Source organism: Burkholderia sp. HI2714, assembly GCF_002223085.1.
In the GTDB taxonomy this organism is placed as follows: Bacteria; Pseudomonadota; Gammaproteobacteria; order Burkholderiales; family Burkholderiaceae; genus Burkholderia; species Burkholderia lata_D.
In genome coordinates this window covers 418,398-430,784 of record NZ_NKFM01000053.1, presented here as the reverse complement: position 1 = coordinate 430,784, position 12,387 = coordinate 418,398, and the positions used below count along the sequence as shown (strand labels likewise).

Here is a 12,387-nt window from a genome sequence, read left to right as displayed (position 1 = left end):
ATCCAATTTATTCCAAGTGGAAGAATTATTCCAGTTGATAAAATTGTGTCAAGTAGAATGTCGGTCGATCGAATGACGAGGAAGGCATGAACGAAGCGAAGAAGCTGCGCCGTACGTCGGCGGGCGGCTACGCCCGTGGCGACGAAACGCGCCAGCGGATCATCGAGGCGGCGATCGAACTGTTCGGCGAGCGCGGGTTCGCGGGCGCATCGACACGCGAGATCGCCGCGATGGCCGGCGTGAATGCGCCGGCGCTCCAGTACTACTTCGAGAACAAGGAAGGCGTGTACCGCGCGTGCGTGGAGACGATCGCTGAGCACGGCTGGGAAGTGTTCGCGCCGTCGGTCGGCCATGCGTGGGCGATGCTCGATGCGGACGCGGAGGTCGACGTGCTGATCGATGCGTTCGTCGGGCTGCTGCGCGCGCTGTCGGACCGGATGTTCACGGCGCCGAAGACGATGAACCAGCGGATGTTCTTTGCACGCGAGCAAGGCGGCCAGGAGCCGGCGAGCGCGAGCGAAATCCTGATGAAGCGCATGCGCAAGCCGCTGAACGACGTGAGTGCCGAGCTGATCGGCCGCATCTCGGGGCGGCCGGCCAACGATCCCGTCACGCGCTTGCGTGCACTGAGCCTGTTCGGGCAGATCACGGTGTTCCACATCGCGCAGCGTTCGGCGCTGCAGCTGCTCGAATGGGAGGCATTCGAAGGCGAGCGCGCGGAATTGCTGATCGACACGATTGCCGAGCAGACGCGGGTGCTGCTCCAGCAATGGCACGCGCAGCGCGACGCGTTGGCCGCCGATCCTGAAGCCGGCGCGAAGCGGGAGCCGGGTGCGACGGCGAAACGTACGGCGAAGGCGGGGGCGTCGACGCCCGCCGCGAAAGGCCCGCGGCGCGGGAGCAAGCCCGCCGCGCGTTGAACGCGGCGCGCCGTCAGCCCCCGTCCGGCTTGTGCTCCGGGGCGGCCGGCGACCGCGGCCGGGCCGTCACTTCGGCAGCATGGCCGTTGCCACCGTGGGTGCCGTTTTCGTCATCGACCACCGGCCGCGATCCGTCCGCGTACGCAACGACGCTGCGCTGCGGATTGGCGATCCGGATGCCGCGTTCGCGGAACGTCTCCGCGATCCGCCGGTTGAATTCACGCTGCACGCTCCAGCGCGTCGAGTCCGTGCATTGCATCTGTCCGGCCAGCGCGAGCGTCGCGCCGTCGACCTGGTCGATACCCCAGTAGCTGAAGTCCGACAGGATGCCGTCGCGGTATTTCGGATCGTCGCGCAATGCCGCACCGATCTCCTTCAGCGTCGCGATCGCGCGATCGATATCCTCGCCGTAGGCAATGCTGATCTTGACGGCCGCGTTGCCGAGCCCGCGATTCGTATTGTTGACGGTCGTCACCGAGCTGAACGGAATCGTGTACAACGACCCGTCGCCGGCGCGCAGCCGCACGGTGCGGATCGACAGGTATTCGACCGTGCCCGACACGCCGGCGAGCGTGACCCAGTCGCCCACCTGCATCGCGTTTTCCATCAGCAGGAAGATCCCGGTGATGAAATCCTGCACGAGCTTCTGCGAGCCGAAGCCGAGCGCGACACCGAAGATGCTGGCGCCGGCAAGCAGCGGGCCGACGTTCACGCCGAGCTGGCTGAGGCCCGTCAGCACGACGACGAGCGCGATCATCACGAACAGCAGCGTGCGCAGCATCGGCAGCAGCGTGCGCAGCCGCGCCGCGCGCATGAGATTGCCTTCGCGCGTCCATCGTTGCAGGCGGCGCTCGATCGCGATGTTCGCGGCTTCCCACACGATGAGTGCGACGATGGCCGCGATGGCGATGGTCATCAGCGCCGACGCGAGCCGGTGGCCGATCGTGCCGGTTTCGAACGCGCGGAAGATCGGCACGCCCCAGATCTGCAGCAGTAGCACGATGGTCACGATGCCGATCACGCCCGACACGAACTGGCGCAGCAGCGGGTAGTAGCGGTACGCGTGCGCATGGACGAGCGTGCGGTCTTCGTCGCGGCCCTGGAACAGCCGCGCGAGCGCGCCGAACACGACGATCGACACGATCCGCATGCCGATCATCACGGCGATCGAGCGGCCGCCGAGCGTGATCAGCACGCGGTAGCCGTTGTGGACGTCGAGCGCCCACACGAACCACAGGGCCATCACGATGAAGACCGATACGGGTGCCCACGCGTCCGCGAGCGCGTTGGCGATCATCGTGAACGACGGACGATCCTCGCCGGCCGCGCGGATTCGCGCGGCGACCGGCAGGCGGCACTGGACGATCAGCGCCGAGATCATCAGGTGCCCGACGAGCGCGACGGCTTTCAGCAGCGCGACGTGACCGGCGTCGCTGAGGCCGAAGCTCGCGGCGATCTCGACCGCGGCCGTGCAGGCGCCGACCACGATCACGATCCGCGCGATCGAGCGTTGCGCGAAGTCGGCCCATGCGTCGCTGATATGCAGCAACCGCAATTGCCGCGCATCGGGCTGGAAGAACAGCCGGCTGACGATCGTGACGAGCCGGCAGATCACGTAGATGTCGATCAGCGCTTCGAGCGCGGATTCAACCGGGGCGCCCGTATCGCCGATCAGCGACATCGTCAGGCTCGCGACGCCGACGAACACGAGCAGCGGCACGGCACGCAACGCAAGGCTGACGAGCGCGCGCGGCATCCGGTGCAGCAGCGTGGTGTGGCGGCGCGCGTGGCCGCGGCCTTGCGACGATGCGGGCGCGGCGTTCGGGGTGTCGGGCGCATCTGGCGGGGCGGCTGTGTTCGGTGGTGCGTCGTCGTCGTCGAGCGTCGCGGAGTCGGGTGTAGCGGATTCGGGCGCGGTGCGGCGCGACGTGTCGGCGCGCCGGGCGGCCACTGCGGCCAGCGCGCGTCGCAGCAGCCGCTTCGCGAACCATTCGACGAGGAGTGCGGGCACGAGCACGGCGATGATGATCCAGAGCGCGTGTGCGAGATCCGCGCGCTCGTCGGCGCGCACCAGCTTGTCATGCCACCAGTTGCCGACCGAGCCGACGTCGAGCAGCGAGTGCAGCGATTCCTTCAGCGCACCGCCGATTTCGATGGTCCAGCGCGATCCCTGCCGGACGAGCATCGATGCGAGCCCGTTCGACGTCAGTGCGGCCGGGGTCGCGGCGGCCGACGCGGCGCTGGCCGCAGCCGCATCGCTCGCCGCGATCGCGGGTGCGCTCAGCGCGCCGACGGCCGCGATCGCACGCAGCGTCGTTTCGACCTGCGCGCGCTCGCGTGGATTTTCGAGCACATTGAGTGCCTGCTGCGCCTGTTGTGGCGTCAGCGCGGGCGCGGCGCCGGAAGCGGCCGACGCGGCGGCCGGGGCGGGAGCGGCCGCATGGGCGGCCGTGATGACGGCGGCCAGCAGCCAGCCGAGGAGGAAATGTCGCATGGAGTAGGCATGCGGGCGCGTATCGGCGCGCGGCCCGCCAGGCTGAACGATGGACGGAAGTTAACATGATCGCGATCGGAACCGAATAGTTCCGTCGACGATCATTCGAATCAGGCATACCCGACGCGGCGCGGGCGCTTGCGGCGCGTTTGCGCAGTCATGGGTCCGACGCGGACTGTAGGTCGTCGGATAGGTCGGGGTGTTTCAATGGTCGGCGCGTAAGATATTTGTAATGCTGGCGCGTCGACAACGATGAGCCGCGCACGCGTCGGGTTGAATTAATCTGGAATCCTGCCGAATCATGCCGGTTCGGCGTGAAAAACCGGCAGGACGTGTTCCGCGATTTCCTCGATGACTTCGCGCACGGGCCGGTCCGCGCCCGGATTCAGCGTGACGTGATGCGTGCCGGCCGCGCGCATGTCCCGCAGGATGTCGATCAATGCGCGGCGTCCGGTTGCATAGCCGAGCGGCAATGCGGTGGCCGGCGCATCGGGATCCGCGACGAGGTCGAGCCGCATCGATACGCCGAACGCGCGAAAGGCGGGCGTCGCGAGCCGGTCGACCGCCGCGCGCCACATCGAATAGCGTGCGCGCTGCGTGTCCGGATCGCGGTGGTACGTCATCCAGCCGAGCGAGTGCCGTGCGATCCAGTCGACGCTTTGTCCGCCCGAGCCGACCGCTAGCATCGGCACGGCGTCGGCGCCGCGCGGCAGCAGCGTGAATTCGGGCGCATCGGGCGGCACTTCGTCGGGCAGTACGCGCGATGGCACGCCGAGCGCGGCCGCGACGACGTCCCAGTGGGCGCGGTAGCGGTCGCGCCGCGTCTCTGCGTCGACACCGAACGCCGCATATTCGGGCGGCCGGTCGCCTGAGCCGAGCCCGAGGATGAAGCGGCCGCCCGACAGCGTCGCGACCGACAGCGCGCCTTTCGCGATATGCAGCGGATGACGCAGCGGCAGCACGATCGCACCGCTGGCGAGCGCGATCCGGCGCGTGCGTGACGCCAGTGCGCCGAGCAGGACCCACGGGTCGAGGTGGCCGACCGGATCGGGGTAGTCGGCGCTGTTCAGCGGCACGTCGCGAATCCACAGCGCGCGAAAGCCGAGTGTGTCGGCCAGCGCCGCGAGTTCGAGCTGCTCGTCGAAGTCGGCGACGATATGGCCGGTGCGCAGCAGCGGAAGCGTGAGGCCGATCGACAACCGTCCGTCCGAAAAGACGCGATGCGCGACGTCGGGGCGGGCAGGGGCGGGCGTGGTCATGTCGAGTCCTTGGAGGCGGCGCGAAGCGAACGCGCGACGTTGCGTGTCCGAATGCTAGCGTGTTTGCACGACGGTTGCGCGGTATGGCATGCGCAGTGACCAGTCGACGTCGACGCAACGCAGGCCATGCGGGCAACGGGCCGGCATAATCGGTGCCTTCCGTCATGGAAAACAACGAATCCGGATGAACACGCTTCAATACATGGCGATCGGTCTGGCGGCGAGCGCGATGCTTTTCGCGGTCGCATCGGACGCGCTCGCGGACGATGCGGAGCGCGCCGCTATTTGCAAGACCGCCGAGGAAACGGGCTACACGGCTGACATTCGCAATTGCCTCCGACTGAAATACGAAGCAGCCGACAAGCGCTTGAATGCCGTCTACAAGACGAAGATGGCGAGCCTCGATGCGCAGGGCCACGCGAGACTGCGCAACGACGAGCGCCGCTGGCTCAAGGCGCGGGACGCGAAGTGTGCCGAATCGCGGCAGCCCGATGCGGGCGGCACGCTCGGGCTCGTGGAGGTTGACAGTTGCTTCGTCGACGAAACCGAGCGTCGCGTCAAGGTAATCGAAGCCTTTCGTTGAGGTGTCGCGCCGGCCCCAGTGCTATGCCACCCGCAGCGTCGTGCCGCGCAGCGTGAGGCCGAGGCGCGACGCCACGCGTCGTGACGCGCGGTGCGGCACTGTGGGCCGATTGTAAGTCGCGCGACGGTCACGCGCAGAGGCAACGTCGCGCTGTCCGCACGGGCCGGGCGTGTGCGGCGTGACGGTTCGCCCGGCCGACGGCAACCGATCCGACATGCGTTTCAGTTTCGAAACGTTCGCGCTTTTTGGCGGTGCGCGATTCGCGTCGATGGCCCCATTTCGACCCGCGCGGCCTTGCGGCGTGAAGCATGGTGCGCTCCTTGCATATCTATGCAGGCCGTGAGCGCGGTCGCGGACGCAGTCGGTCCGGCGATCGCTTCAGTGGGTCGGATGTATCGGAGACGGGGACAAGAGAATGAAAACAGACCGAATCGCAACGTGTCGTGTTGCAAACATGAATCGCCGACCTGCCGGGCTATTCGCTTCGCCGTTTATCGAGGCGACGTAAGCGCGCGGCTTTCCGTTCCATCCGAGCAATCGGGTTTGTTCTGAACGACGACGTGCAGGCATGACGCACGAGGCCGACTGGTGCCAGTCGGCCGTCGGGGATGAACCGTGAATGCCTGCGGATGGCCCGGCCCGGATCCCGGATCGTCAATCTGCCGCGCGCAACGCGAGTCGTCGTGCGGCGCAGGCGTGTGCGTGCCGTGCATCGCGGCGGCGCGACGGGGCCGAACCGGAACGCACCGGAAAGCCGGCAGCGCATCGATGCATTCGGCATCGCGGAACACATGGAGTCCAGGGGGAAGCGTTCACCAGCCGCAGCAGGGCGGACGCCGCGAAATTGTGCTGTCAGTTGATCCACTACCCCGATGGATCAATTGTTGGAGCGCCCATCGCCGAGTGGCGGATGGGCGTCTTTTTTTGTGCGCCGATGTGCGACGCGGCCATCGGCCCGATCGCGCGGCGTTCTGTATCATGTGCTGGCGTGCCTGGCCGCCCGTGCGGGCGCACGGCTTGCCGGCGCGCCCGATCACGCGTTGCCAACATGAACGACACAGCTCAGAACGATCCCTCAACCGCCGACGTCGATCCGGCCGCACTCGATGCGCTGCACACGTTCGTCGAGCGTCATCCGCGCCTGCTGGTGCTGACCGGCGCGGGCATCAGCACCGATTCCGGCATTCCCGGCTATCGCGACCGCAACGGCCAATGGATGCGCTCGCCGCCGATCCAGCTCCACGAATTCCTCGGCTCGGATGCCGCGCGGCGGCGCTATTGGGCGCGCAGCATGATCGGCTGGCCCGTCGTCGGCCGCGCGCAGCCGAACGGGTCGCACGTGGCACTGGCGCGGCTCGGCGGCGCGGGACGGATCGAGCGTCTCGTCACGCAGAACGTCGACGGCCTGCACCAGCGCGCGGGCAGCGGCGACGTCATCGAACTGCACGGTGGCATCGACGGCGTCACGTGCCTCGGCTGCGGCGCGCATCATGCGCGCACGACGATCCAGGTCATGCTCGAGGCCGACAATCCCGAACTGCTGGGCGCGGAGGCCGAGCCGGCCGCGGATGGCGACGCGCACCTCGAATGGGCCGCGCTCGACACCTTCCGCATTCCGGCGTGCCCCGCGTGCGGCGGGCTGCTGAAGCCGGCGGTCGTGTTCTTCGGCGAAAACGTGCCGCGCGAGCGCGTGGCGCTCGCGTCGCAGGCGCTCGATGCGGCCGATGCGCTGCTGGTCGTTGGCTCGTCGCTGATGGTGTATTCCGGCTACCGCTTCTGCGTGTGGGCGCAGGCGCAGAACAAGCCGGTCGCCGCGCTCAATCTCGGCCATACGCGCGCCGATCCGATGCTGACGCTGAAGGTCGAGGCGCGCTGCGCACCCGCGCTCGACGCGCTGAATGCGCGGCTTGGCCTGGCGGGCCACGCACCGGAGCTTGCGTCGTGACCGGCCCGGCATCTTCGCCCGATCCGTCCGAGCGGCTGTCGGCGCCGGCGGCCGAACGCAATCGCGGGCCGATCCTCGACGTCTTGCGCCGCGTGCTGCCCGCGAGCGGCCGGGTGCTCGAAATCGCCAGCGGCACGGGGCAGCACGCGGTCCATTTCGCGCAGGCGCTGCCGGGCCTGCACTGGCAGCCGAGCGATCCCGATGCGCAGGCGCGGCGTTCGATCGCCGCGTGGGTTGCCCATACGGGCCTCGCCAACGTTGCCGGGCCGCTCGCGTTCGACGTGCGCGACGCGTCGTGGCCGGTCGACGCGCTCGATGCAATCGTCTGCATCAACATGATTCACATCTCACCGTGGGCCTGCACCGACGCGCTGTTCGCGGGTGCATCGCGCCTGCTGCGGCCGGGCGGCGTGCTGTTTCTGTACGGGCCGTATCGCCGCGAGGGCCGGCATACGGCGCCGTCGAACGAAGCGTTCGACCTGCAACTGCGCAGCCGCGACCCGTCATGGGGCGTGCGCGATCTCGAGACCGTCGTCGCGCTCGGCCTCGATCGCGGCCTCGACTGCATCGAGGTGGTCGAGATGCCGGCGAACAACCTGAGCGTCGTGTTCCGGCGGCTGCCGCACGCGGAGCAATGACACGCAAGCGCGCATCGCCGCCGGGTTTCCACTATCCTTTCGCCTGTGCGCGCGACCCGGCTCGGGTCGCGCCCCGTTTTTTCCGGAGAATTGACTAATGGGCAAACAAGCAATCGGTGTGATCGGGCTCGCGGTGATGGGCCGCAATCTCGCACTCAATATCGAGAGCCGCGGTTACGCGGTGTCGGTGTACAACCGCAGCCGCGAGAAAACCGACGAACTGATCGCCGAATTCCCCGGCCGCAATCTGGTGCCGACCTATACGCTCGAGGAGTTCGTCGCGTCGCTCGAAACGCCGCGCCGGATCCTGATGATGGTGAAGGCCGGCGAGGCGACCGATGCGACGATCGCATCGCTCAAGCCGCTGCTGGAGAAAGGCGACGTGCTGATCGACGGCGGCAATACGCACTTCACCGACACGATCCGCCGCAATCAGGAACTCGCGCAATCGGGCCTGCACTTCATCGGCACCGGCGTGTCGGGTGGCGAAGAGGGCGCGCTGCGCGGCCCGTCGATCATGCCCGGCGGCCAGCGTGATGCGTATGACCTCGTCGAGCCGATCCTCAAGCAGATCGCCGCCAAGGCGCCGTCGGACGGCGAGCCGTGCGTCGCGTACATGGGCCCGGACGGTGCAGGCCATTACGTGAAGATGGTCCACAACGGCATCGAATACGGCGACATGCAGCTGATCGCCGAAAGCTATGCGGTGCTGAAGGACGTCGCGGGCCTGACCAACGACGAACTCGGCGCGGTGTACACCGAGTGGAACCAGGGCGAGCTCGACAGCTACCTGATGGAGATCACGTCGAAGATCTTCGGCAAGAAGGACGAGGAAACCGGCAAGCACCTGGTCGACGTGATCCTCGATCGCGCCGCGCAGAAGGGCACCGGCAAGTGGACGAGCCAGAATGCGCTGGATCTCGGCGTGCCGCTGCCGCTGATCACGGAATCGGTGTTCGCGCGCGTGCTGTCGTCGCTGAAGACCGAGCGCGTCGCGGCCAGCAAGGTCCTGTCGGGCCCGGCCGCCGCGCCGTTCGAAGGCGATCGCGCCGCGTTCGTCGAAGCAGTGCGCCGCGCGCTGTACCTGAGCAAGGTGATCTCGTACGCGCAGGGCTTCGCGCAACTGCGCACGGCGTCGGAAGAGTACGGCTGGAACCTCGATCTCGGGACGATCGCGAAGATCTTCCGCGCGGGCTGCATCATCCGCGCGCGCTTCCTGCAGAAGATCACGGACGCGTACGCGAAGGATTCGGCGCTCGCGAACCTGCTGCTCGATCCGTACTTCAAGGACATCGCCGCGAATTACCAGGAGTCGCTGCGCGATGTCGTGGTCGCCGCGGTGAAGGCCGGCGTGCCGGTACCGGCGTTCGCGTCGGCGGTCGCGTACTTCGACAGCTACCGTTCCGAGCGGCTGCCGGCGAACCTCGTGCAGGCGCAGCGAGATTTCTTCGGCGCGCACACGTTCGAGCGTACCGACAAGCCGGGCAGCTTCCACGCGAACTGGTCCTGATCGGCTGGCGGCGGCAACATTGTTGCGAAAATCTATTCTTTGAATAGGGTTTTTCATTCCCGGATGCCGACATTGTTGGCTCCGGGGAAACAGTGTTTTCGTTCTTTCATGGTTTTCCCTAGGTGCTGCCGGGACTAAACTCTGTTCCATCGCTGCAGACATGGTGTGTGCGGCGGAGCAAAAAATCCCGGAGGTAATCATGAAATCGCTGATCGCAACGTTTGCCGCAGCTGCCGTCCTCGCCGTTCCCGCCGTCTCGTTCGCCCAACAGAACGCGCCCGTCACCCGTGCACAAGTGAAGGCCGACCTGGTCGCCGTGCAACAGGCTGGCTACAAGCTGGGCAGCGACCGTACGAACTACCCGGAAGGCATCCAGGCTGCTGAAGCCCGCCTGAACCCGCAACAGAACGTTGCCGCTGCCGACACGACCGGCTACGGCGCGCAACCGGCTGCCGCGCAAGAATCCGGCGCGCCGGCCAAGGCCAAGACCGGCTGGCAAGTCAAGCGTATCGCTGACGACGCCCCGATCTACAAGGGTCGTTAATGGTTTGGCCGCCCCGGCGGCCTGATCCGACCCTGGAAGTACGAACAGCCCGTCGTTCCGTCATGCGGAACGGCGGGCTGTTTTCATTGGCGGCGCGCGTATCGCGCCAGCCGTCATTCAGTTCAGTTCAGTTCAGTGCAGCGCGTGCCGGCGGCGCCCGATATCCCGGAACAGCGCTTCGGCCGGTTCCAGCACCTGCAGCCACGTTTCGTCGTAGCCGCTCAACGTGTCGAGCGCATCGCGCAGCCGCTCGATCGCGAGGATCGGGAGCTCGACGCTGTGGCGCGTGGCGCCGGTCATATGCGCGACGCTCGCCAGCTGGACGAGCGCATCGGCCGCCTCGGCGACGTCGGTCGCGAACAGCAGGTGCCGGTTGAGCAATTCGACCAGGCCGCTGGAACCGGAGAAGTCGTCGGCGTCGAGCTGCACGGAAAGAAACGTCGCGTTGTTCATTGTCATGCTCCTCGTTGTCGTTGGATCGCGCAGTGCATCACCGAGTATAGGTGGCGATCGACGGGGAGAATGTGACGGGATCGAGACTGCCCGCGAGGGCGGCACGGCATGCGGAAGAGCCGCTGCAGGCCCGCCCGACGGCCCGCGCGGCGCGGTTTGCAGGCCACCGGCGTGCGGATGCGACGCGCAAGATTGTTGCCGGATCAGGCACCTGACGCGGCCTTGACCGCCACAAATGGTATCTTTGCCGATCGGGACGACGCGACAAAGGGGCCGATGAGCCCATTCGCACCCACGTCCCGCTGTAGAAACTGCCGGCCGCGAGCGCGGTCGGATACTGGTTGGCCCGGCCGTTCGGCCGGACATCGTGCGTCGCGCGCCGGGGGGCGGTGGGCGGCGCAACGACGCAAATCCGGGAGGACCCTTGAGAGAAACTATTCCCATCCACGATGCGCTGACGCGCTGGCTGCCGCAGGCGGCGCTCGTTGCCGCAGCCATCGCGCTGACGGGCTGCACGATGACGCCGTGGACCGACAGCTGGCAGCCGGCGCGCCAGTCGGCACCCACGTCGGCCGCGACGCCGGGCGTGATCGCCGGCTATTACCGCGTGAATCCGGGCGATACGCTCGCGGGCGTCGCGAACGCCTACGGGCAGCGTGTCCAGGACGTGGCCAGCTGGAACCACATGGCGCCGACCGATGCCGTGTATCCCGGTCAGGTGCTGCGCGTCGCGCCGCCGCCTGCCGCGACGTCGCTCGGGCAGCCACCCGCGGCGGCCGCGCAGCCGGGCTCGCTCGCCTGGCCGGCCACCGGTGTCGTGGCGACGCCGTTCTCGGCCGGCAAGACGCGCGGCCTCGTGATCGCTGCGTCCGGGCCCGACCATTCGGTGCGGGCCGCGGCGGCAGGGCGCGTGGTGTACGCCGGGTCCGGCGTCAAGGCCTACGGGCCGCTCGTAATCCTGAAGCATGAGAACGGGCTCATCACGGCCTACGGACACAACGGCAAGCTGCTCGTCAACGAAGGCGACGCGGTGCGCCAGGGCCAGCCGGTCGCTGAAATGGGCACGGACGCGAGCGGCCGTTCGACGTTCGAGTTCGAAGTCCGCCAGAACGGCAAGGTCGTCGATCCGATGAACTTCCTGCCGCGCAACGGCGGCTGATCGTCCGCTTCATCCCGTGTGCGCCGGGCGGCGCACACGCTCCCGCCTTCATCCTTTCCTGAGCGTCACCGCGCCGGCCTGTCTCGCGTGATTGCCGAGCCAGCGAATACCCATTGCGAGCGCCGCCGCGCCGAGCGCGATCAGCGAACACTGGATCGCGACCGGCAGGTAGCCGTGCGGCCGCGGATCGACAAACGGGTAGGGATACCAGTTCTCGAATGAGCCGCGCACGAACGTATAGCCGAGATAGACGATCGGGAAGCAGAGCCACGCGAACGCGCTGCGCCACGGGATCGGCAGGCGCGGCTCCACGTACAGCCAGTCGCACAGCACGACGATCGGCACGATCCGGTGCAGCACCCAGTTGTTGAACGCCGGCGTGACGTGGTGCAGCGCATCGAGCCGCGCGAGCAGGAGTTCGTAGACGATCGCGGTGATCAGCATGTACAGCACCGCGGCGCCGCGCATCGATTCGTAGCGGGCCGAGCCGGGGCGTGTGATGCGCCGGAGCCCGACGGCGAGCATCGCGGCTGCGTAGAGGCTGCTCAGTTGCGTGAAGTAGCTGAGGTAGTTGCCGAGATGAAAGCCCGGCAGGTGCCAGTAGTCGGCGATGCTGTGCAGCGTGGTGGATACCGCGAGCAACGCGGCGGTCAGCCGATAGGCCGCAACGAAGAACGCCTTGCTCATGATGCCCGCGCGCCGTCGCACCAAAGCTTCATCGTGCCACAGCCGTCCGGGCGCGCGATGCGGACTTTCCATATGGTGCGCTGCGCGGCGTGCGTGGACGATTCGTCGGATATTTGCGCGCGTCGTGCAAAACCGGATGCCCGTGCGGCTACAATCGGGGCAGTTTTGCCGGGCGCCGGCCGGTGGCTGCATGCG

11 protein-coding genes are annotated in these 12,387 nt (G+C 67.5%); 7 read left to right on the top strand and 4 right to left on the bottom strand.

What is annotated here, in order from left to right:
• Window positions 1-86 precede the first annotated feature (86 nt).
• Window positions 87-920, top strand: coding sequence for a CerR family C-terminal domain-containing protein (locus CFB82_RS28680; RefSeq protein ID WP_089447363.1), 834 nt, complete (start codon window positions 87-89; stop codon window positions 918-920).
• A 13-nt stretch (window positions 921-933) separates the two neighbouring features.
• Here the strand turns inward: CFB82_RS28680 and CFB82_RS28675 are convergent, their stop codons facing one another.
• Both CFB82_RS28675 and CFB82_RS28670 read right to left on the bottom strand, forming a co-directional pair.
• Window positions 934-3,414 (bottom strand): mechanosensitive ion channel domain-containing protein, encoded by a 2,481-nt coding sequence (locus CFB82_RS28675; protein ID WP_089486221.1) that lies wholly within the window; start codon window positions 3,412-3,414, stop codon window positions 934-936.
• Between the two features lie 299 nt (window positions 3,415-3,713).
• Window positions 3,714-4,673, bottom strand: coding sequence for an LLM class oxidoreductase (locus tag CFB82_RS28670; protein WP_089486220.1), 960 nt, complete (start codon window positions 4,671-4,673; stop codon window positions 3,714-3,716).
• Between the two features lie 184 nt (window positions 4,674-4,857).
• Between CFB82_RS28670 and CFB82_RS28665 the strand changes: the two genes are divergently transcribed.
• The 5 genes from CFB82_RS28665 (at window position 4,858) to CFB82_RS28640 (ending at window position 9,893) form a co-directional block, all read left to right on the top strand.
• On the top strand, window positions 4,858-5,256 hold the full coding sequence (locus CFB82_RS28665) for a lysozyme inhibitor LprI family protein (RefSeq protein ID WP_179255465.1): 399 nt from the start codon (window positions 4,858-4,860) through the stop codon (window positions 5,254-5,256).
• 1,048 nt (window positions 5,257-6,304) lie between these two features.
• A complete protein-coding gene (locus CFB82_RS28655; protein ID WP_089486218.1) occupies window positions 6,305-7,201 on the top strand; it encodes an NAD-dependent protein deacetylase in 897 nt (298 codons plus the stop codon).
• A complete protein-coding gene (locus CFB82_RS28650; RefSeq protein WP_069251110.1) occupies window positions 7,198-7,839 on the top strand; it encodes a DUF938 domain-containing protein in 642 nt (213 codons plus the stop codon). The genes CFB82_RS28655 and CFB82_RS28650 overlap by 4 nt, the downstream gene beginning before the upstream one ends.
• Window positions 7,840-7,936: 97 nt before the next feature.
• Window positions 7,937-9,349 carry an NADP-dependent phosphogluconate dehydrogenase gene (gene gndA / locus CFB82_RS28645; RefSeq protein WP_089486217.1) on the top strand — a complete coding sequence of 471 codons (1,413 nt, stop codon included), beginning with the start codon at window positions 7,937-7,939 and terminating at the stop codon, window positions 9,347-9,349.
• Between the two features lie 199 nt (window positions 9,350-9,548).
• Entirely contained in the window at window positions 9,549-9,893 is a 345-nt protein-coding gene (locus CFB82_RS28640) for a DUF4148 domain-containing protein (RefSeq protein ID WP_043177725.1), read from the top strand.
• 132 nt (window positions 9,894-10,025) lie between these two features.
• On the opposite strand, the gene CFB82_RS28635 is transcribed toward CFB82_RS28640, so the two are convergent.
• A complete protein-coding gene (locus CFB82_RS28635; protein ID WP_069251111.1) occupies window positions 10,026-10,346 on the bottom strand; it encodes a hypothetical protein in 321 nt (106 codons plus the stop codon).
• 424 nt (window positions 10,347-10,770) lie between these two features.
• Between CFB82_RS28635 and CFB82_RS28630 the strand changes: the two genes are divergently transcribed.
• Window positions 10,771-11,505 (top strand): peptidoglycan DD-metalloendopeptidase family protein, encoded by a 735-nt coding sequence (locus CFB82_RS28630; protein ID WP_069251112.1) that lies wholly within the window; start codon window positions 10,771-10,773, stop codon window positions 11,503-11,505.
• Window positions 11,506-11,553: 48 nt separating this feature from the next.
• Here the strand turns inward: CFB82_RS28630 and CFB82_RS28625 are convergent, their stop codons facing one another.
• The gene (locus tag CFB82_RS28625; protein WP_069252882.1) at window positions 11,554-12,192 is read right to left on the bottom strand and encodes a Pr6Pr family membrane protein; all 639 of its coding nucleotides are present in this window, start codon (window positions 12,190-12,192) and stop codon (window positions 11,554-11,556) included.
• Between the last annotated feature and the right edge of the window lie 195 nt (window positions 12,193-12,387).

Excerpts from the sequence above, each read along its gene's own strand:
- CFB82_RS28670 (WP_089486220.1), bottom strand. The coding sequence starts at position 4,673 with ATGACCACGCCCGCCCCTGCCCGCCCCGACGTCGCGCATCGCGTCTTT.
- CFB82_RS28655 (WP_089486218.1), top strand. The coding sequence starts at position 6,305 with ATGAACGACACAGCTCAGAACGATCCCTCAACCGCCGACGTCGATCCG.
- CFB82_RS28640 (WP_043177725.1), top strand. The coding sequence starts at position 9,549 with ATGAAATCGCTGATCGCAACGTTTGCCGCAGCTGCCGTCCTCGCCGTT.
- CFB82_RS28680 (WP_089447363.1), top strand. The coding sequence starts at position 87 with ATGAACGAAGCGAAGAAGCTGCGCCGTACGTCGGCGGGCGGCTACGCC.
- CFB82_RS28675 (WP_089486221.1), bottom strand. The coding sequence starts at position 3,414 with ATGCGACATTTCCTCCTCGGCTGGCTGCTGGCCGCCGTCATCACGGCC.
- CFB82_RS28625 (WP_069252882.1), bottom strand. The coding sequence starts at position 12,192 with ATGAGCAAGGCGTTCTTCGTTGCGGCCTATCGGCTGACCGCCGCGTTG.
- gndA (WP_089486217.1), top strand. The coding sequence starts at position 7,937 with ATGGGCAAACAAGCAATCGGTGTGATCGGGCTCGCGGTGATGGGCCGC.
- CFB82_RS28665 (WP_179255465.1), top strand. The coding sequence starts at position 4,858 with ATGAACACGCTTCAATACATGGCGATCGGTCTGGCGGCGAGCGCGATG.
- CFB82_RS28635 (WP_069251111.1), bottom strand. The coding sequence starts at position 10,346 with ATGAACAACGCGACGTTTCTTTCCGTGCAGCTCGACGCCGACGACTTC.